Origin of the sequence: Nocardiopsis chromatogenes YIM 90109 (assembly GCF_000341185.1) — a bacterium.
GTDB lineage: Bacteria > Actinomycetota > Actinomycetes > Streptosporangiales > Streptosporangiaceae > Nocardiopsis_A > Nocardiopsis_A chromatogenes.
Genome location: NZ_ANBH01000032.1, coordinates 13841 through 33856, shown reverse-complemented (window position 1 = coordinate 33856; position 20016 = coordinate 13841). Strand labels below are relative to the sequence as shown.

General features: G+C 73.0%; 14 protein-coding genes. 7 read left to right on the top strand and 7 right to left on the bottom strand.

Going from position 1 to position 20016, the window contains the following annotated elements:
- Positions 1-16 precede the first annotated feature (16 nt).
- From D476_RS0102870 to D476_RS0102845, 6 genes are all read left to right on the top strand, one after another.
- The gene (locus D476_RS0102870; protein WP_017622482.1) at positions 17-1888 is read left to right on the top strand and encodes a RiPP maturation radical SAM C-methyltransferase; all 1872 of its coding nucleotides are present in this window, start codon (positions 17-19) and stop codon (positions 1886-1888) included.
- Positions 1885-2469 (top strand): DUF5825 family protein, encoded by a 585-nt coding sequence (locus D476_RS0102865; protein ID WP_017622481.1) that lies wholly within the window; start codon positions 1885-1887, stop codon positions 2467-2469. Before D476_RS0102870 ends, D476_RS0102865 begins: the two co-directional genes overlap by 4 nt.
- A 234-nt stretch (positions 2470-2703) precedes the next feature.
- Entirely contained in the window at positions 2704-4050 is a 1347-nt protein-coding gene (locus D476_RS31885; RefSeq protein ID WP_017622480.1) for an MFS transporter, read from the top strand.
- Between the two features lie 224 nt (positions 4051-4274).
- Positions 4275-4916, top strand: coding sequence for a response regulator transcription factor (locus tag D476_RS0102855; protein WP_017622479.1), 642 nt, complete (start codon positions 4275-4277; stop codon positions 4914-4916).
- Between the two features lie 814 nt (positions 4917-5730).
- Positions 5731-6567, top strand: a complete 837-nt coding sequence (locus D476_RS38705; RefSeq protein WP_017622478.1) for a hypothetical protein — start codon at positions 5731-5733, stop codon at positions 6565-6567.
- A 253-nt stretch (positions 6568-6820) separates the two neighbouring features.
- A complete protein-coding gene (locus D476_RS0102845; RefSeq protein ID WP_017622477.1) occupies positions 6821-7840 on the top strand; it encodes an exonuclease domain-containing protein in 1020 nt (339 codons plus the stop codon).
- 126 nt (positions 7841-7966) lie between these two features.
- Here the strand turns inward: D476_RS0102845 and D476_RS0102840 are convergent, their stop codons facing one another.
- The 5 genes from D476_RS0102840 to D476_RS0102820 all read right to left on the bottom strand — a co-directional run bounded on the left by D476_RS0102840 (position 7967) and on the right by D476_RS0102820 (position 15967).
- Positions 7967-9691 (bottom strand): ABC transporter family substrate-binding protein, encoded by a 1725-nt coding sequence (locus tag D476_RS0102840; RefSeq protein ID WP_017622476.1) that lies wholly within the window; start codon positions 9689-9691, stop codon positions 7967-7969.
- Between the two features lie 56 nt (positions 9692-9747).
- Positions 9748-11874, bottom strand: a complete 2127-nt coding sequence (locus D476_RS0102835; RefSeq protein WP_017622475.1) for a dipeptide ABC transporter ATP-binding protein — start codon at positions 11872-11874, stop codon at positions 9748-9750.
- 14 nt (positions 11875-11888) lie between these two features.
- The gene (locus tag D476_RS0102830) at positions 11889-12800 is read right to left on the bottom strand and encodes an ABC transporter permease (RefSeq protein ID WP_017622474.1); all 912 of its coding nucleotides are present in this window, start codon (positions 12798-12800) and stop codon (positions 11889-11891) included.
- 67 nt (positions 12801-12867) lie between these two features.
- On the bottom strand, positions 12868-13851 hold the full coding sequence (locus tag D476_RS0102825; protein WP_040725040.1) for an ABC transporter permease: 984 nt from the start codon (positions 13849-13851) through the stop codon (positions 12868-12870).
- Between the two features lie 970 nt (positions 13852-14821).
- Positions 14822-15967: an NDMA-dependent alcohol dehydrogenase gene (locus tag D476_RS0102820; RefSeq protein WP_017622471.1), complete on the bottom strand. Its 1146-nt coding sequence runs from the start codon at positions 15965-15967 to the stop codon at positions 14822-14824.
- Positions 15968-16543: 576 nt separating this feature from the next.
- Here D476_RS0102820 and D476_RS0102810 point away from each other — a divergent pair.
- The gene (locus D476_RS0102810) at positions 16544-18058 is read left to right on the top strand and encodes a sodium/proline symporter (protein ID WP_017622469.1); all 1515 of its coding nucleotides are present in this window, start codon (positions 16544-16546) and stop codon (positions 18056-18058) included.
- 179 nt (positions 18059-18237) lie between these two features.
- Here the strand turns inward: D476_RS0102810 and D476_RS0102805 are convergent, their stop codons facing one another.
- Both D476_RS0102805 and mgrA read right to left on the bottom strand, forming a co-directional pair.
- On the bottom strand, positions 18238-18807 hold the full coding sequence (locus D476_RS0102805) for a GNAT family N-acetyltransferase (RefSeq protein WP_017622468.1): 570 nt from the start codon (positions 18805-18807) through the stop codon (positions 18238-18240).
- A 112-nt stretch (positions 18808-18919) separates the two neighbouring features.
- The gene (gene mgrA, locus D476_RS0102800) at positions 18920-20002 is read right to left on the bottom strand and encodes an L-glyceraldehyde 3-phosphate reductase (protein WP_017622467.1); all 1083 of its coding nucleotides are present in this window, start codon (positions 20000-20002) and stop codon (positions 18920-18922) included.
- Positions 20003-20016 lie beyond the last annotated feature (14 nt).

Below are 20016 nucleotides of genomic sequence, written 5' to 3'. Positions count from 1 at the left end.
CGGGAAGGGGAGGACCATGCGCATCGCGCTGGTATCGATGCCCTGGCAGCTGCTCGACGTGCCCTCGCTGGCCCTGGGCATCCTGCACGGCCGCGTGCGCGACACCCGGCCGCAGGACGGGGTCACCGAGTTCCACGAGGGCCTGGCCTGGGCGGAGTTCCTGCTGGAACGCAGCGGGGGCGGGATCACGCCCTTCGCCTACACCGACGTCGCCGAGGAGGGGCTCCCGCACGGCCTGGGCGACTGGGTCTTCTCCGGGGCGCTGTACGGCGACCCGGACTGGCGCCGGGACAGGCTGGAGGCCTACGCCGCCGAGCAGGGCATCGGCATCGGGCACGTGCTGGCCATGCGCGCGCACGCGGACGCGTTCGTCGCGTCCTGCACGGAGCGGATCCTGGCGGCCGCGCCCGACGTCGTCGGCTTCACCACGACCTTCATGCAGAACGTGCCGAGCCTGGCCGTGGCCCGGCGGATCAAGGAGGCCCGCCCCGGGGTCCTGACCGTGATGGGCGGCGCCAACTGCGACGGCCCGATGGGCGAGGCGCTGCACCGCAACCACGGCTTCGTCGACTTCGTCGTCCGGGGCGAGGGCGAACTCGCCTTCCCCGCGCTCTTGGACCACATCGACCGCGGGACCGACCCCGCCGAGGTGAACGGCGTGTGCTGGCGCGACGGGCCGCGGGCGGTCGCCAACCCGCAGGCGGAGGCCGTCGTCCCGCCGCGGAGCATCCCCGCCCCCGACTTCGACCAGTGGCGGCGGGCCCTGGACACCTCCGCCGTGCGCCCCTACGTCGAGCCGAAGCTCGTCCTGGAGAGCGCGCGGGGCTGCTGGTGGGGCGAGAAGCACCAGTGCACCTTCTGCGGGCTGAACGGCTCCTACATGGAGTTCCGCAGCAAGTCCCCCGACCAGGTCTGGGAGGAGGTGGCGGGCCTCGTGGAGCGCCACCGGATCCTCGACATCATCATGGTGGACAACATCATCGACATGGAGTACTTCAAGCGGCTCCTCCCCCGGTTCGCCGAGAGCGGCTGGGACCTGCGGGTGCACTACGAGGTCAAGTCCAACCTCAAGAAGAGCCAGGTGGAGCTGCTCGCCGACGCCGGGGTGCTGCACATCCAGCCCGGGATCGAGAGCCTCGGCTCCCGGGCGCTGCAGATCATGGACAAGGGCGTGAGCGGGGGCCGCAACGTGCGCCTCCTGCGCGACTCGCAGACGCACGGGCTCACGGTCAGCTGGAACTACCTGTACGGCTTTCCCGGCGAGTCCGACGCCGACTACCTCGACGTGCTCGGCCAGGTCTCGGCGCTGGTCCACCTGCAGCCGCCGGGCGGGGCCTCGCGCATCGCCCTGGAGCGCTTCAGCCCCTACTTCGAGCGGCCGGAGCTGGGCATGGACCGGCGGTCCCCGTCAGTGGTCTACGGGCACGTCTACGACCTGCCCGAGAGCGAGCTGGAGGACCTGGTCTACCTGTTCGACACGCCCGAGCGGGGCATCGCCGGGCCGGTCGAGGAGTGGCTGCACGAGGCGGTGCGGTACTGGCAGGCGGCCCACCCGGTCTCCCGGCTGGAGATCGCCGCCGAGGCGCCCGAGGAGCTGGTGCTGCGCGACCGCCGCTGCGGCTGGCCCGCCCGCGACCACCGGCTGGACGGCTGGCAGGCCCTCGCCTACCGCCTGCTCGACCAGGGGCGCACGCTCAAGGCCCTCGGCGCGGAACTGCACGCGCGGGGGAGGCCGATCCCCGGCGACCGGCTCGGGGACTGGGCGGCCGACCTGTACGCCAGGGGCCTGGTCTTCAAGGACGGGGACACCTACGTGGCCCTGGCGACCGAGGGCGGGCCGGTCCGCGTCGGGGCCGCCGACGGCGCGCTCGCGGCGGAGCCCGTATGACCCGCCGGGACGCGGCCGGGCCCGCGATCGCGGCGGCCCTGGCGCCGGTGCCGGACCACCGGCTGCACGAGGACGGGTCGGTCGAACTCCTCCGGCCGGTGGAGCTGGGGGCCGACCCGCTCCTGACGGCGCACGTCGTCCGGCTCCTCCGCGAGTGCCAGGCCCACCGGGTGGCCGTCACCTGGCGGGCGCGGGTGCGCGAGGGCTTCGACACCGCCCCCTTGCACCACCTTCCGCCGCCGGTACCGGAGGCGCCGCCGGAGGACGCCTGTCCGCAGGGCGAGCGGTGGCGGGCGGCGCACCGGTACGGCTCGTTCTACTACCGGGTGGGCCCCTCCTTCCTGCTCGTCAAGGATGCGCGCGATCCGGACGCGGTCGCCGCCTTCACCCTGGACCGCCCCGAGCACGTGCGCGCCTTCACCGGCGCCCTGGCCCCGGTCCGGCCCGAGGCGGTCGAGGGGGCGCCGCGGGAGGCTGTGGACGCCCTCCTCGACGAGGGGCTGCTGCTGGCGTCGGGCGCGTACACGGTGGCGCTGCCGCCGAGGATGCTCCACTGGCCGGTCCCCTACAACGCGGTATAGCGCGGTATAGGGGGTGTTGCGCGGGTCATGGCCGGAGAAAGGCACTGGCGGCGTCATGTCCATCGCAAGGCCGGGGAGGAGAACCCGTCAGGAGGCTGTCGACCGATGAGAACGCAGCGAGGGGCGTGCCCGGGCGCCGCGCGGTAGGGCCGCCCAGGAAAAACGCCCTACCCGTCTCCGCCACCACGCCGCCGCCCCGCCGCCGCCCCGCCGCAGAACCCTGAGAAGAGGACCATGACCGGGCCGTCCCGCGACCGCACGAGAGCAGGCGGGCGCCCCTCCCTGGGGGCGCCCTTCCTCACGTTCTGGGCAGGCTACTCGGCGAGCAACCTGGCCGACGGCGTGCTGCTCACCGCGCTCCCCCTGCTGGCGGTCGCCCTCACCGACGACCCGCTGCTCATATCGGGGCTGACGGCGGTCTGGTACCTGCCGTGGCTGCTGTTCGGCCTTCCGGCGGGCGCCCTCGCCGACCGGCTGCCGCGGCTGCGCTCCATGGCGGCGGCCATGGCGGCGGCCAACGCCGTCCGCGCCGCCATCGGCCTGGCGCTGTTCCTGCTCACGCTCTTCGGGTACGCGAACATCCTGCTGCTCTATACGGCGATGTTCCTGCTGGTGACCTGCGAGACGCTGTACGACACCGCAGGCAAGGCGGCCCTGCCGCAGCTCGTCGACCGCCCCGCGCTGGACCGCGCCAACGGTCGGCTCGAAGCCGGGCGGAGCGTGGCCGAGGACTTCCTGGGCAGCCCCGCGGCCGGACTGCTCTTCGCCGTGGCCGCGGCGCTGCCGTTGGCCCTGAACTCGGGCATGTACCTGGCGAGCGCCCTCGTCCTGCTGGCCGTCGTCCCCCGGCGGCGGAGGGAGGGGGCGCCCCGGGCGGTCCCGCGGGCCGCTCAGGCCCCCCGCCCCCGGGACACGGGCGCGCGGCCACCGGACGGCCCCGACCCGGCTCCAGGGGCGCCTGCGGGCCTGTTCCGGGAGACGGCCGCCGCGCTCGCGTTCATCCGGCGCACCCCGGACCAGCGGACGCTCCTGCTGTCGGCCGTGGTCGCCGCCGCCGCTGCCGCCGTGTTCAACGCGGTGCTCGTCATCTACGCCGTCGACGCCCTCCACGTGCCGGAGCGCTTCTACGGCGTCTTCCTCAGCGCCGCGGCGGTCGGAGCGCTGGCCGCCGCGGTGGCGGTCGAGACGGCCGCCGCGCGCCTGAGCCGGTCCGTCCTGCTGGTGGGGGGCCACGCGCTGCTCGCCCTGGCGCTGGGCTCGCTCGCGCTGGCGACCGGATTCCTCACCGGGGCCCTGGCGCTGGCCGCCGTCAGCTTCGCCATCACCGTCGTGAACATCCAGGCGGTGACCGTCCTGCAGAGCATCACCCCCAACCACGTGCTGGGGCGCGTGGTGAGCGTCCGCCGCACCCTGACGCGCGGGCTGAGCCCGCTCTTCGCCGTCGGGGGCGGGCTGCTCGCCCGCGTCGACCTCCACCTGCCCATGTTCGTCGCTGGCGGGGCCGCGCTGGTGGTCCTCGCCGTCTTCGGCAGGGCCCTGGCGGCGGCCGCGCGCGGCTCCGAGAGGCCCGCGCCGGTGTGAGCGACACGCGGACGCGGCCACTTCCGGTCATACGGCGGCGCGGCATACCTCCGGACAATCCGGGGCACAAGTACCGCAACACCGGCAACCCCCGCGACAGACCCCCCACAACCCCACAAACGTCGCCCGCGCGGACGGTCGGGTCCCGAACCCTGGGACTCCGCCGTCCGGCCCGACTGCGGAGAGTAGCGACGCTGCACCCGAGCGACGATCCAGGAGCCCCCATGACCCACTCGTCTCCCCTCACCGTCCTCATCGCCGACGACGATCTCGTCTTGCGCGCCGGACTCGCCGGCACCCTTCAACGCGGGTCCGGCCTCACCGTCGTGGAGACGGCGAGCGGCGCCGAGGCCGTCAAGATCGCGGAGGAGACCGGCCCCGACGCCGCGCTGGTCGGCGCCCGCATCCCCGCGCTCGGCGCCTCCGGGGCGGTCAAGGACCTCTCGGCGGTGGCGCCGGTGGTCCTGCTCGCATTCCCCGGCGACGGGGAGGCCGTCCGCGAGGCGCTGGCCCAGGGCGCCACCGCCTCCCTGGTCTACGGATCGTTCACCCCGCCCGAGCTGGCCGAGGCGGTGCGGGCGGTGGCCCGCTCCGGGGCCGGGCAGGACGAGGTGGACGCGATCACCGGCGTGCGCGGCCCGGCGGCGGCCGCGGCGCTGCGCGCCGACAGCGGACTGACCGGGCGCGAGGCCCAGGTGCTGCGCCTGGTGGCGGGCGGCATGTCGAACGCGATGATCGCCGACCACCTGGTGGTGTCGGAGAAGACCGTCAAGAACCACATCAACCACATCTACGCCAAGCTGCACGTGCGCAACCGCACGCAGGCCATCGAGCGCTGGCGCGCGTCGGAGGCCGTCGGCGTCTGAGCGGCCGGTGCAGGGCCCCACGCGCCTTCCGGGCGGCGCCGGGGCCGATGGGCCCGAGGCACACCCCGCCCATCCGGGGGCGGTCGGCGGGGTGTGCGTCCCGCGGGGGACGGACGCGGCCCGGACGGATGCGGCCGGAATGGGCCCGGCACAGGGCCGGTACAGGGCCGGTACAGGGCCCGGCGGCAGGAGGGCCGTGGGCCCTCCCCGACTCCGCACACCCGATTCGCGACGGATCGCGCGGAGTTCTCTAGAGTGAGGGACCCCTGCCCCCGCGTCGCCGCCGGAACCGCCGGCGCCGCCCCGTTCCCTCCGTCCGAAGGTGTCCCGTGCAGACCGGAGAGCCCTCGCACCGGCCGATCCGCCGGTTCGCTCCCCTGTTGGCCGCCGTCGCCGTCCTCGCCGCCCCCGCCTGCACCGGCCCCGCGGCGGACGGCCCCGGTGGGACCGCCGAGCAGCAGGGGGCCGAGGACCGGGTGTTCGACCCGCCCACGGAGTTCGACACCGGCGGGGGCGTCGAGATCGACCTCGGCGCCGGCTCGCGCGCCGAGGGGCGTGCGCTGCGCCCCGCCATGGACGGCGGCACCGTCTACTACGGCGACGAGGACGGCCTGCACGCCGTGGACGCCCAGGGCGGCCGCGAGCTGTGGTCGGTGCCCACCCGCCAGCCGGTCGTGGACACCCGGGCCGACAGCGCCGTGCTCGCCGAGATCGGCGGCCGTGCCGTGGTCGTGGGCGCCTTCGAGACGCGCAACCCCGGCCGCGGCAGCGCCGTGCCGCAGGAGCGTCTGGAGGTCCTGGTGGCCGACGCCNGGTGGCCGCCGCCCGCAACGGCGAGCCGCTGTGGCGGGCCGAGCACATCCCCGCGGGCCCCCCGCCCGACCCCGCGGACGTGTTCGCGGTGGGCGCCGACGACGACGCCGTCGTGGTCTCCTACGGCACGGCCGTCGCCTTCTCCCCCGGCGACGGCGGCCTGCTGTGGACCGACCCCGGCATGCGCCCCGGGGCGCTCGCCGAGGGCACCGTCGTCGGCTGGTCGGCGGCCGGGGCGGAGGAGGACGCGGAGGGCCCGGGGGCCGCGGGGGTGCTCGCGGCCGCGGGCTCGGCCGACGGCGCCCGCCGGTGGAGCCTGTGGGAGGCGGAGGACGGCCAGGGCGGCGCCGGGAGCCGCCCCCTGCGGATCTCCCCCATGGGCGGCTCCCGGCTCCTCGTGGGCCGCGAGGCGCCCCCGGAGACGGGCGCGGAGCCCGCCCCCGAGTGGGCGGTGGTCGACGCCGCGGCGGGCGAGGTCGCCTACTGGACCGAGCGCCTGAGCGACCAGGTGTGCCGCTACGACGCGCAGTCGATGCTGGTGTGCTGGAACGGCGGCCGCACCTCCCCCGAGGTGGACGTCTACACCGCCGAGGGCGGGGACCGCCTGTGGAACGACCCCGGCTTCGGCGGCGGGGTGCCGACCGGCATCCGGGGCGTGTGGCACGGGGTCGTCTACACCGACAAGGGCCTGAACGGCGGCTCCCCCGGGATATACAGCCTGGACTTCCAGAACGACCTGGAGCTGGACCCCGGGACGGCGCCGGACCTGACCGACGGCGTGGTGGGGCTGCGGTTCGCCGAGGACGGGACCGCCACCGCCTACCCCGCCGTGGCCTGACCGCCGGGCGGCCGCGGTCCGACGGGCCGGTGTGGCCTGATCCGCAATCGGGGCCGGACCCCGCCGCGGCGGCGTTTTCCCGGTCCCCGAGCGCATATCGTCGGCACCGCATATCGTCGCCTCGGAAGGGTCCCCCGCCCCGGCCCGAGACGTCACCGGTGTGCGGGACGATCCGTGGGTGCCGCGGGCCCCGTGGCCGCCGCAGGCGAGGGCCGCGCGGCTTCGTCGGGTGTGCGGCTGTGGAGGTGCGCAGATGGTTGACGGGATCCCCGAACCGCTCCCCTTGGAGGGGCTCGGTCCCACGGAGGGCGGGTCCCCCGGAATCGACCCGGCCGATACCTGGGTCGCGCTGGACTTCGAGACGGCCAACGAGGACAACGGCAGCGTGTGCCGCGTCGGCATGGTCCGCGTCCGCGGCGGCCGCGTCGCCGAGCGCCACCTGGAGTACGTCCGGCCGCCCGCGCCCGCCGACTGGTTCGACCCCGCCCTGGCGCCCTACAACGGCGGCGTCACCGCCGAGGACGTGCGCGACGCCCCCGAGTGGCCCGAGGCGCTCAAGCGCATCACCGCCTTCGCCGGGGAGGACCCCGTGGTGGCGCACTGGGCCCGCATGGAGATGGACGTCATCGACCGCGCCTGCGCCTACACCTCGGTCGACGTTCCGGAGCTGCGCTTCTGCTGCTCCTACGTGCTGGCCGACGCCGTGTGGCCGGACAGCCGCAACCACAAGCTGCCCACGCTGTGCGAGCGGATCGGCTTCCCGCTGGACCACCACAACCCGCTGTCCGACGCCGAGGGCAGCGCGGAGATCGTGCTGGCGCTCATGCGCGAGCGGGGCGCCCGCACCCTCCAGGAGCTGTACTCGGCGGAGAACGTCCTGCCGGGCCGCATGTCCCCGGGGCAGCGTCCGCTGTGGTGCCGCAGGCGCGACCGGCCCCAGCGGCCCGACGGCCGCTTCGCGCGGTGGAGCGAGCACAGCAGGGCCGAGCCGCCCGCCCCCGACCTGGACGCCGACCCCGACGGCCCGCTGTACGGCGCGGTGGTCTGCCTGAGCGACACCCGGCGCGACAAGATCGAGCTGTGGGGCGAGATCGCCGCCGTCGGCGGCGCCATCGCCAAGAACGTCACCAAGAAGGTCACCGTGCTGGTGGTGGGCGACCACGCCCAGGCCACCAGCAAGCGCCGCAAGGCCGAGGAGTACCGCGCCAAGGGCCAGGCCATCACCATCATCGACGAGGCCGAGCTGGAGCAGATTCTGCGCGAAGGGGCGTGAGCGCACCCCGGGGGGCCGGGGAGCGCGAAACGGTGCGGCCCCGCCCCGAGACGGTCTCGGGGCGGGGCCGCACCGCTGTGTCACGGCGGGCGCCTCGGGCCGGGGGCCGTGCGCCCGGCCCGGGGGCTACCGCTGGGGCAGCTCGGTCCAGCCGATGTCCTCGTAGTGCCAGTTGGACTGCAGGCCGGGGCCGCCGACGTTGGCCAGCCCGTCGGCCACCGCGTAGGTGCCGGTGCGCTGGAAGAACGGGATGCCCTGGCCGTTCTCCCACAGCAGCGCGTCGATCTCGTTGGCCAGCTTGCCGTACTCCTCCGGGTCGACCGTCTGGCGGAGCTCGTCGAACTTCTCGTTGATCTCGTCGGTGGAGGTCCGGGCGTTGTTGTTGCCCCAGTCCTCGCCGTCCTCGTCGAACGGGCCGGTGAAGTTCTCGAAGCTCTCCCCGACGTAGGGGGTGGTGCCGACCTGGACGAAGGAGGCCAGCTCGAAGTCGCCGGTGTAGATGTGGTCGTTGAAGAACGCCTCGGTCGGGATCGAGTCGGTGGTGACCTTGATGCCGACCTCGCCCAGCATCTCCTTGGTGACCTCGGCCTCGGACTCGCACGCCTTCACGCCGGCCGGGCAGAAGTAGCGCATCTCCAGCTCTTCGCCGTCCTCGTTGGTGCGCACCTCGGCGTCGCCGTCGAGGGTCCAGCCCGCCCCGTCCAGGAGCTCCCGGGCCCGGTCCTGGTCCTGCTCGCCCAGGTCGCCGGAGTTGTCCTGGAAGGCGGGGTCGGAGGAGCGCAGCAGGCGGTTGGCGGTGGGGTCGCTGGGCCAGTTGATGCCCTCCAGGGAGAGCTGGGCCAGCGCGCTCCGGTCGATGCCGAGCATGACGGCGTGGCGCACGTCGACGTCGGACAGCATCGGGCTGTCGGCGTTCATCTCGATGTACCGGTAGCCGTTGTCGATGGCCTGGGTGACGTGGCCGTCCTCGCGGGAGGACGCCGTCTCGTAGGTCGAGGCGGTGTAGCCGACGTAGAAGGCGTCGATCTCACCGTTGGCGAAGGCCTGCGCCTGGCCCTCGGGGTCGCCCGGCTGGAAGTGGATCTCGTCCAGCAGCGCCTTCTCGCCCCACCAGTCGTCGTTGCGCTCAAGGATGACCGTGTCGGACTTCTTGTCGATCTCCTTGAAGTCGAACGGCCCGGCGGTGATGGGGATGTCGTTCATGTAGTCCTCGTTGAACTTGTCGGCGTCCTCCATCACCTCCTTCGGGTAGAGCTGCTCGAAGAGCATGCCGTACTCGGCGAACGGCTCGGAGAAGGTGACGGTGAACTCGTACTCGTCCGCCCCCTCCTCGATGTCCTCGACGCTCTGGTAGGCGTACACCTCACCCGGGGCGCCGAAGTCGCCGTCCTCCTGCCCGGACAGCGTCTTCCACTGCTGCTCGTAGTCCTCCCAGGTGATCGGCTCGCCGTTGGACCACTCGGCGTCCTTGTTGAGCACGAAGGTCATCTCCGTGCCCTCGTCGTTCTGCTGGAAGTCCTCGACGTAGGCGGGGTTGGGCTCGGCCTCGCCCTTGTCGGTGTAGCGGAAGGCGCTGGGCATGACCGCCTTGAGGATGTCGAGCGCCGCCGCCAGGTTGCCGTCGGTGTGGTGGCTCATGAACTGCTCGATGGCCTGGGAGCTGCCCCAGATGAAGATGCCGCCCTCTTCGAGCTCCTCGCGCGGCTGCGGGTTGAGGTCGGAGGCCGCGATGTCCTCAAGGGACGGGGCGTCTCCGCCGCCGCCGTCATCGCCTCCGCCGCCGCACGCGGTGGCGGCCAGCGCCAGCGCCAGGACCGGAGCGGCGTAGGCCGCTGTCCGTCTCGTACGCATAACTGCTCATTCCTCCTTGGATTGCCGGCCGCGGCCGGAGCGGGGGATGCGGGGGATCACAGGACGCTGCGCCCCTGCGCGTAGTGGCAGGCGGCGGCGTGGTCGTCCTCGCCGGTGGGCTCCAGGTCCGGGGAGATTTCGAGGCAGGGGGTGCGCTCGGCCCCGGTGAGCCCGGCGAACTTGGGGCAGCGGGGGCGGAACCGGCAGCCCGACGGGGGATCGGCCGGGCTCGGCAGGTCGCCCTCCAGCACGATGTGCGACCGGGCGCGCTCCTTCTCCGGGTCCGGGACCGGGATCGCGGACAGCAGCGCCTGGGTGTAGGGGTGGGCCGGGTTGCCGAAGATCCGCCCGACCTCGCCGATCTCCACGATCCGCCCCAGGTACATCACGGCGACCCGGTCGGCGATGTGCCGCACCACCGACAGGTCGTGCGCCACGAACAGGTAGGACAGGCCGAGCCGCACCTTCAGCTCTTCGAGCAGGTTGATGACCCCGGCCTGGATGGACACGTCGAGCGCCGAGACCGGCTCGTCCAGCACCAGCAGGCGCGGCTCCAGCGCGAGGGCGCGGGCGATGCCGATGCGCTGGCGCTGCCCGCCGGAGAACTCCTGGGGGTAGCGCCCGGCGTGCGCCGGGTCCAGCCCGACCAGGTCGAGCAGCTCGTTCACCCGCGCGCGCAGCCGGTCCTTGGGGTGGTTGTGCGTGCGCAGCGGCTCGGCCACGACGTCGAAGACGAGCATGCGCGGGTCCAGGGAGCTCATCGGGTCCTGGAAGACGACCTGCACGTCGCGGCGGACGGCGAAGCGCTCGCGCGCGCTCATCGTGCCCGAGCGCCGCCCCAGCAGGTCGACCGTCCCGCCCTGCGGGCGCTCCAGGCTGAGGATCTCCATGAGCGTGCTGGACTTGCCGCAGCCGGACTCGCCGACCAGGCCCAGCGTCTCGCCCTCGGCGATGTCGAAGCTGACCCCGTCGACGGCGTAGACGGTGCCCACGCGGCGCTTGAACACCGCGCCCTTCATCAGCGGGTGGTGCTTGACCAGCCCGTCGACCTGCAGCACGGTCTCCCGGTCGGCGCGGCGGGTGCGGACCCCGGCGGCCTCGCCGAAGTCGGGCACGGGGTAGACGTCGGCGGCGGTCCACCCCTCGCGCTCGATCTCGGGGGCGCGGATGCACGCGGCGGTGTGCCCGCCCCCGCCGACCTCCAGCAGCTCCGGCTCCTCGGCGCGGCACTCGTCGGTGGCGATGGGACAGCGCGGAGAGAACGGGCACCCGGGCGGCAGGTCGCTCAGCGAGGGCGGGTTGCCCTCGATGGGGACCAGCGGGGCGTGCTCATCGGTGTCCAGCCGGGGCACCGATCCGAGCAGGCCCATGGTGTAGGGCATGCGGGTGCGGTAGTAGACGTCGTCGACGGCGCCGACCTCGACCGGCCGCCCGGCGTACATGACCAGCATGCGGTCCACGAGCCCGGCGACCACGCCCAGGTCGTGGGTGATCATGACGATGGCGGCGCCGGTCTCGCGCTGTGCGGCCTTGAGCACCTCCAGGATCTGGGCCTGGATGGTGACGTCGAGCGCGGTGGTGGGCTCGTCGCAGATGATGACGTCGGGGTCGTTGGCGATCGCGATGGCGATCATGACGCGCTGGCGCATGCCGCCGGAGAACTCGTGCGGGAACGCCTTGGCGCGCTGGGCGGGGTTGGGGATGCCCACGAGGTCGAGCAGTTCCACCGCGCGCTCGGCGGCCCGCTCCTTGGTCATCTTGGGGTTGTGGACCCGGACCGCCTCGATGATCTGGTCGCCGACGGTGTACACGGGGGTGAGCCCGGACAGGGGGTCCTGGAACACCATGGCGATCCGGTTGCCGCGCTTGGCGGACATGGCCTTGTCGTCCAGGCCGAGCAGCTCCTCGCCGTGGAGCCGGATGGAGCCGCTGACGCGCGCGTTGTCGGGCAGGAGCCCCATGGCGGCCATGGAGGACACCGACTTGCCCGAACCGGACTCGCCGACGATCCCCAGGATCTCGCCGCGCCGCACGCTGTAGCCGACGCCGCGCACCGCCCTGACGTCGGGTTCCCTGCCCCGTCCGGGGAAGGTGACGTGCAGGTCCTCGATCTCCAGGACCGGCACGTCGGTCTCGGCGGCCTCCGGGCCGCCGGTGCCGTTCGCGGTGATGGTCTCGGTCATGTCTCCTTCTCCCCCTAGGCCCGGCGCTTCGACTGCGGGTCGAGGGCGTCGCGCAGCCCGTCCCCGATCAGGTTGACGGCCAGGACCAGCAGCACGAGCAGGCCCGTGCTGAACACGAAGGTCCACGGATGGGTGACGGCCTGGCCGGCCCCGTCGGAGATGAGGGAGCCGAGTGAGACGTCGGGCGGCTGCACACCGAAACCGAAGTAGGAGAGGCTGGTCTCGACGATGATGGCCGAGCTGACGTTGATCGTGGCGTCCACGATCAGCAGCGAGGACATGTTCGGGATGATGTGCCGGAAGATGATCTTCCAGGCGGGCACACCCATGTACCGGGCGGCCAGCACGTACTCGCGCTCCTTGAGGGAGATGGTCATGCCGCGCACCATCTTGGCGGTGACCATCCACAGGAACGCCGCCAGCAGCGCGACGAACACCACCCAGCCCTGGTCGCGCAGGACCGGGTAGAGGATCGCCAGGATCAAGAAGCTCGGGAGCACCAGCAGCAGGTCGGTGATCCACATCAGGACCCGGTCGGTGACGCCGAGGAAGTACCCGGCGAAGGCGCCCACGACGGCGGCCACCATGGTGGACAGCACCGCCACCAGCAGGCCGATGATGACCGACTTCTGCAGGCCGACCATGGTGCTGACGAAGACGTCGCGGCCGGTGTTGTCGGTCCCCCACCAGTGGTCGGGCGAGGGCGGCTGCAGGAAGGCGGCGTAGTCGCGCTCGCCGAAGTCCCACGGGCTCAGCAGCGGGCCCACCCAGGCCATGACGACCATCAGCACGATGGTCACGACGCCGAACACGACGCGGCGCGTCTGAAGCATCTGGCGCAATACGGAGGACCAGCGGCCCGGGGTGCGGGCCGGCGACGGTCCCTCGACGGGCGCGTCCGGGGCGAGCTCTGCGGACATGCTCATCGGATGGGCTCCTGGGCGGGGGTCGGGGGCGCGGTGCGCCCGGTCGGTGCGCTGTTCTGCCCGGCCATCAGCCCACCCTCACCCTCGGGTCGAGCCAGGCGTAGAGCAGGTCCGACAGGAACGCCGCCGCCATCACGCACACCGCCATGAAGCAGGAGACCGCGACGACGGCGTGCACGTCGTTGGTGACGATGGAGTCGATCAGCCAGGACCCCATGCCCTTCCAGTTGTAGACCTTCTCGGTGAAGGTGGTCCCGGCCATCATCACGCCGAAGGTGAAGGTGAAGTAGGTGACCGTGGGGATCAGCGCGGTGCGCAGGGCGTGCTTGAGCAGGGCCGCGCGCCGGGTCAGCCCCTTGGCGCGGGCGGTGCGCACGAAGTCCGACCCCAGGACGTCGAGCATCATGTTGCGCTGGTAGCGGCTGAACACGGCGAACTGGCCGAGCGCCAGGGCCACCGTCGGCAGGAACATGTGCTTGGCCCGGTCCCAGAGGGTGCCGAAAAACCCGGCGTCCAGACTGGGGGTGGCCTCCCCGTTGAACACCAGGAGCTGCTCTCCGGCGGCGTCGTTCAGCCAGATCGCGAGCACCTGCAGGGAGATGGCCACGACCACGGCGGGCACGGCGAGGACGGTGAAGGCCGCGCCGGTCGACAACTGGTCGAACCACCCGTACTGCTTGACCGCCGCGTAGGCGCCGATGGCCACGCCCGCGGTGGCGCCCAGGACGGTGCCCGCGACGATCAGGCGCAGCGAGACCAGGACGCGGATCTCCATCTGGTCGTTGACCGAGCCGCCGGTGACGGTCTTGCCGAAGTCACCGGTGACGACGTCGCCGGCCCAGACCATCCACCGCTCGGCCAGCGGGGTCTTGTCGTTGAGGTTGAGCTCGTCCAGGCGTGCGTCGACGGCGGCCTCGGTGGGGCGCGGGCTCTGGTTCTCGTAGTTGACGCGGGGGCTCAGCGCGGAGGCCGCCAGCAGGTAGGCGCAGGTCGTGGCCACGACGATCAGGACCAGATAGTTCACTAGTCGTCTGACCAGGAACAACCACAAAGTGGGCCTCCTACCCTGCGCGGAGCGGCGCGCGCCGAGCGCACCGGTGCGTCGGAGGCCGCCGGACGCGCGGGGGACCGGAGCCGCGGGGAGCTCCCCCGCGACCGCGGGCGATCAAGGGGGTGGGGATCCCGTGCGCCACCGGCGAGGTTCGCTCCCGACGACCACCGAAACGTGCTTTTCATCCGATTCACGATCCGTGCCCGGAATTTCAACGAGTGTGCTGGATCACAGGACACCGACCGGTCACCGTGACATCAAGAAAGCACAACGAGCGGCAGATCGTCCAATTTCAATGGACCCCGGGCGCCCTTCCGTCTCATGGCGTCCCAGCGCACAGGCGGATGTCCGAAATTGCGGCCTCCGGGCCCGGAATGCGGGCGGCGGGCCGCCCCTCCATGATCATCCCGCCGCACGTCGGCACGGACGCGGACACCCCGGCCCCGGAGTGGGGACTCTTCCCCAGAAGAGGCCCCACCCCCGATCCGGCGCTCCGATATCGGCCGTTCCCGCGACCGTTTCCGCCGTTGTTAGCGTGCACTTACTTGCGGCCCCGGCATTACGGCGCACGCCCTCCGAAGGCGTCGACACCGGCCCGGACGCCGCATGGCGTGCCCGCGCACCACGCCCCAGGGGATGATGCGTGAATCATGGCCCGAGAAGGCACCGGCGGCGATGCGGCCGGGGAAAAGCCGGTCAGCGGACTGTCGACCGACGAGAACGCTGAGAACGCGTCGAGGGCCGCACCCGGGCCGCGCAGTGGGCCGTGATCCACACCACGCCCCTGGATCGTTGATGGGAACCCCTGCATCGGCTGCGGACATGCCGAGGGGCGCCCGTGGCCGGGGTGTGCCGGAAAGGCCGCGCGCCCTACGCCGCGAACGGGCACGACCGGCCGATCGGCGCCCCGGCCAAGCGGTCGCCGGTGGTCTTCGGCCAATGACCGGGGCACACACTCCCATTCAATGATCTAGCCCGCCCCGGCCTCGTCGCCGTGAAGGACCACGCCGCGGATGATCCGGCCCGCGTGCAGGTCCTCATAGGCCGCGCCGATCTCGTCGAGCTTGTACCGGCGGGTGATCAGCTCGTCGAGCTTCAGCCGCCCCGCCTTGTACATCTCCAGCAGGCGCGGGATGCCGTCGCCCGGGGTGTGGGTCCCGTACAGCGTGCCCTGGATGCGCTTCTCGGTCATCGCCAGCTCCCAGAGGCTGATCGGCAGCCCCACCTCGGAGGCGTCGCCGATCCCGGTGACGACGACCGTCGACCCGCGCCCGATCGCGGCCACCGCCTCGGCCACGTGGCCGGGCTTCAGGTTCCCCACGCACACGATGGCCGAATCGGCCCCCTGCCCGCCGGTGGCCAGCCGCGCGTGGTCGGCGGCCTCGGCCACGGTGCCGAAGGCGGCCGTGGCGCCGAACTCGCGCGCCGCCTCCTGCTTGAACGGGACCGGGTCGACGGCGATCACGTGCGCGGCGCCGCGCGCGGCCGCCCCCTGCAGGGCGTTCATGCCCACGCCGCCGGTTCCCATGACGATGACCGTGTCCCCGGCGCTCACCCCGGCGGCGTTGACCGCCGAGCCCCAGCCCGTGAGGACGCCGCAGCTCACCAGCGCGGCCGCCTCGAAGGAGACGTCGTCGGGGATGGGCACCAGCGAGTACTGCGAGACCACGGCCCGCTCGGCGAAGGTGCCGAGCATCGTCATCTGCCCGGCCTCCCGCCCGTCGATCCGGGCCCGGTAGGTGCCGTCGGGCATGGAGCCCGCCAGGCCGAAGACCGCCAGGTCGCACATGTTCATCCGGCCGCGCCGGCAGTTGGGGCACCGCCCGCAGCTCGGCACGAACTGGGCGGCCACCCGGTCGCCCGGGGCCAGCCGGTCCACCCCGGGGCCGACCCGCTCCACCACCCCGGACCCCTCGTGCCCGCCGATCAGCGGCAGTTGCGATACGGGCATCGCCCCGGAGGCGGCGTGGGCGTCGGAGTGGCACAGCCCCGCGGCCTTGAAGCGCACCAGGACCTCGCCGACGCGCGGCTCGCCCGGTTCGACGTCGACGATCTGCCAGGATCCGGGCTGCTCCATGATCGCGGCGGCGCGCGCCGTCATCGCGGTGTTCGGCATCGTGGCGTTCGGCCTTCCGTGAGGGGGTGGAAACGTCGCGCCGAGCGAGTGCTTGGTTGGCAGGCCATACGCCGTCAGTGGACCACCGGGGCCCCGGGGTGTCAATACCCGCCCCCGCCCCGCCCCCACACCGTCCGCGCACGCGGCCGGGCGGCACGGCCGGGGCCGGGCGCCGCGCACCCGCCCGCCGCCGACAGGTCGGACGACACGACCACGGGACCCCTACCCCATACCGCCCGGTGCCCGGGTCGACCGACCGGGGGGTATGGGTCACGATTCGGCGGCCTTTCCAAAACGCGGCGATCACCACCCCTGGCGATCTTCCGAACCGGGCGCCGCGAATGTCACCGGGGATCACTCTTGGCCACAGACGTCCTTCTTCGGCGCGGTCGTGTTCCGGAGTCCGGACCACTACCTTGCGTGACGTCCGCCGCGGCCTCCCCGCCCGCACAGGCGGCCGTTCCCCATTGAACCGGAGGACCCCCCGATGAGCTTCGCCTTGTTCGTGTTACCGCTCCTGGTACTGGTCGCCGCCGTCCTCGGCTACGCGGCCACGAAGGACAAGGGGGTGACACGGTGAACGACACCGCCGTCTCGGTGGACGCGAACTGGGCGGTCATCGCCTCGTTCGGGCTCTACCTCCTGCTCCTGGTCGGCATCGCCCTGTACGCGGCCGGGTCGCGGTCCGGCTCGATGACCGACTTCTTCCTCGGCGGCCGCGCGATGAAGCACTTCGTCGTGGCGATGAGCGCGGTGACCTCGGGCCGCAGCGGGTGGCTGGTGCTCGGCGTGACCGGCCTGGCCTTCGTCGACGGCGCCGCCGCCGTGTGGTCGGTGGTCGGCTACACCACGGTCGAGCTGTTCCTCTTCCTGTTCGCCGCGCCCCGGCTGCGCCGGTTCACCGGCCGGATGAAGGACATCACCCTGCCCGACTTCTTCGCCAGCCGCCTGGGCGGCGGGCAGGGCCTGCGGGTGCTGATCGTGACGGTCATCGTGCTGTTCATGACCGCCTACGTCTCCTCCCAGTTCGCCGCCGGGGGCAAGGCCTTCGCCGGGACCTTCGGGGTCACCGACACCACCGGCGTGTGGATCACCGCCGGGGTCGTGCTGGTCTACACCCTGCTGGGCGGCTACGTGGCCGTGGCGCTCAGCGACGCCGTGCAGGCCATCTTCATGATCGTCGGCCTGGTGGTGCTTCCGGTCGTGGTGGTGGCCTCGCTGGGGTGGGGGCCGATGTTCGACACCCTGCGCGCCCTGGACCCCGCGCTGCTCGACCCCTACGCCATCGGCTTCGGCGGGATCATCGCCGCCGTGGGCATCGGCCTGGGCTCGCCCGGCCAGCCGCACATCGTCGTGCGCTACATGTCCATCGACGACCCGCGCAGCCTGCGCCCGGCCGCCCTGTGGGGCACGGTCTGGAACGTGCTCATGGGCTGGGGCGCGGTGTTCATCGGGCTGTCCGGCCGCGCCGTCTACGGCGACATCGACGCCCTGCCCGGGGCCGACAGCGAGCAGCTCTTCCCCTTCCTGGCCAACGCCTACCTGCCGGGCATCGTCGCCGGGCTGCTCATCGCGGCGGTCTTCGCGGCCATCATGTCCTCGGCCGACTCCCAGCTGCTCGTGGCCACCTCCGGCGTGGTCCGCGACATCTACCAGCGGCTCGTCAAGAAGGACGCCGACGACCTGAACCCGCGCCACCTGGTGCGGGTCAGCCGCGCGGTGGTGCTGGTCCTGTGCCTGCTGGCGGTGGGGCTGCTCTATGTCCCGGGCATGGAGGACCTGGTGTTCTGGCTGGTGCTGTTCGCCTGGGCCGGGCTCGGCGCGGCCTTCGGCCCGCCCCTGCTGCTGGCCCTGTTCTGGCGCGGCACCACCGCCGCCGGGGCCGCCGCGGGCATCATCGCCGGGGCCGTGGTCACCGTGGTCTGGTACTACACCCTGTCCGACTACCTCTACGAGCTGATCCCCGGCTCCATCGCCTCGACCCTGGCGGTGCTGGCGGTCAGCGCGATGACCCGGGGGCCGGAGGGCGCCGACCGCATGATGAGCCTGCTCAAGGGCGGTTCGGGCGAGCGGGAGGACGTGCACGGCTGACCGTGTCCACGTGCGTCCCCGAGCGGCACCGGGAGGCGCGCCGGACCGGACCGCCGCGGGGGGCGGGCGCCATGCGCCCGCCCCCCGCGCGTACCCGCACGGACGCCTCCGGCCGATCCCGGGGGAGGACGCGAAAACGCCGACAGGGGCGCCTCCCCCGGGATCAGCACCGGAGCGTCTCAGTCGAGGTCCAGGGCGTAGCGCAGTTCGGTGAAGGTGACCCCGTTGCGTGTCTTGGAGCGGCGTCCGCCGTCGGGCGCCCACCCCTCCCGGTGGTAGAAGGCGCGCGGGCGGTGGTTGGGCTCGGCCGTCCACAGGGTGGCCCTGCGCCGCCCCTCGGAGCGCATCGACCGCAGCACCGCGCCCATCAGGAGGCGTGCCGTTCCGTCGCCCCAGTGGTCGGGGTGCACGTAGAACAGGTGCAGCTCGGCCTCGTCGCACGGAGCGGCCGGGTCGATCGGCGGGCGCCACAGGGCGAAACCGGCGATCCGGCCGCAGGGCCGCCCGGACGGCCCGTGCGGGCCGTCCGCGTCCCCGTCTTCGGGCCCGGCCGCCTCGGCGACGAACACCCGCGTCTCCGGGGCGCCGATCCCCGCGGCGTAGACCCCCGGGCGCGGCGGTTCGGCCCGCAGCTCCTCCTCCGGCAGGAAGTGGCGCCAGCCGACCGCCCCCGCCTCACGGAACACCTCCGCCATCGCCTCGGCGTCCCCCGGCTGCGCGCCGCGCACCGCGATCGTCGTGCCGCCCATCGGCCCCCTCCGCCCCTCCCCGGTCCGTCGCGGCCCTGCCCGCCGGCCTCGGGGAGGCCGGCCGTGGGCGGGCCCGCCCCGAGGCCGGTGTCCCGAGACCGGAACGGGGCGGTCAGCCGTCGCTGGAGCGCTTCCAGATGTTGACGCCCAGCTCCTTGGCGCGGGTGTCGATCGCGGACAGCTCGTCGGCGGTCAGCTCGGGGCCGCGCACCGCCTCCAGGCTGTCCTCAAGCTGCTCCACGCTGCTGGCGCCGATCAGCACCGAGGTCACCCGCGGGTCGCGCATCGCCCACTGCAGGGCGAGCTGGGCCAGGGTCTGCCCGCGGTCGGCGGCGATGCCGTTCAGGGCGCGCACCGTCGCCTGGGTGTCGTCGTTGAGCCACTCGGGGCGGAAGGACTTCTTGCCGGACGCCGCCCGCGACCCTTCGGGCACGCCGTCCAGGTACTTGCCGGTGAGCATGCCCTGGGCCAGCGGCGAGAAGGCGATGCAGCCCATGCCCTCGGCCTCCAGGGTGTCCAGCAGGCCGGTGTCCTCGATCCACCGGTTCACCATCGAGTAGGAGGGCTGGTGGATGAGCAGCGGTGTGCCCAGCCCCCGCATGATCGCGGCCGCCTCGGCGGTGCGCTCCGGGGAGTAGGAGGAGATCCCCGCGTAGAGCGCCTTGCCCGAGCGCACGGCGGCGTCCAGGGCGCCCATCGTCTCTTCGAGCGGGGTGTCGGGGTCGAACCGGTGGCTGTAGAAGATGTCGACGTGGTCCAGGCCCATCCGGGCCAGCGACTGGTCCAGGCTGGCCAGCAGGTATTTGCGCGAGCCCCCGCCGCTGCCGTAGGGGCCGGGCCACATCTCGTACCCCGCCTTGGTGGAGACGACCAGCTCGTCCCGGTAGGCGCGGAAGTCCTCGCGCAGGATGCGGCCGAAGTTCAGCTCGGCCGAGCCGGGCGGCGGGCCGTAGTTGTTGGCCAGGTCGAAGTGGGTGACGCCGAGGTCGAAGGCCCGGCGCAGCACCGCCCGCTGGTCGGCCAGCGCCCGGTCGTCGCCGAAGTTGTGCCACAGCCCCAGCGAGATCGCGGGCAGGTCGAGGCCGCTGCGCCCGGTGCGCCGGTAGGGCATGCGCCCGTCGTAGCGCTCGGGGGCGGCGCGGTGGACCCCCGCGCTCGGAACGTCCAGCCGCGGAATGTCTGCTTCTCGCACCATGGATCCCATCATTC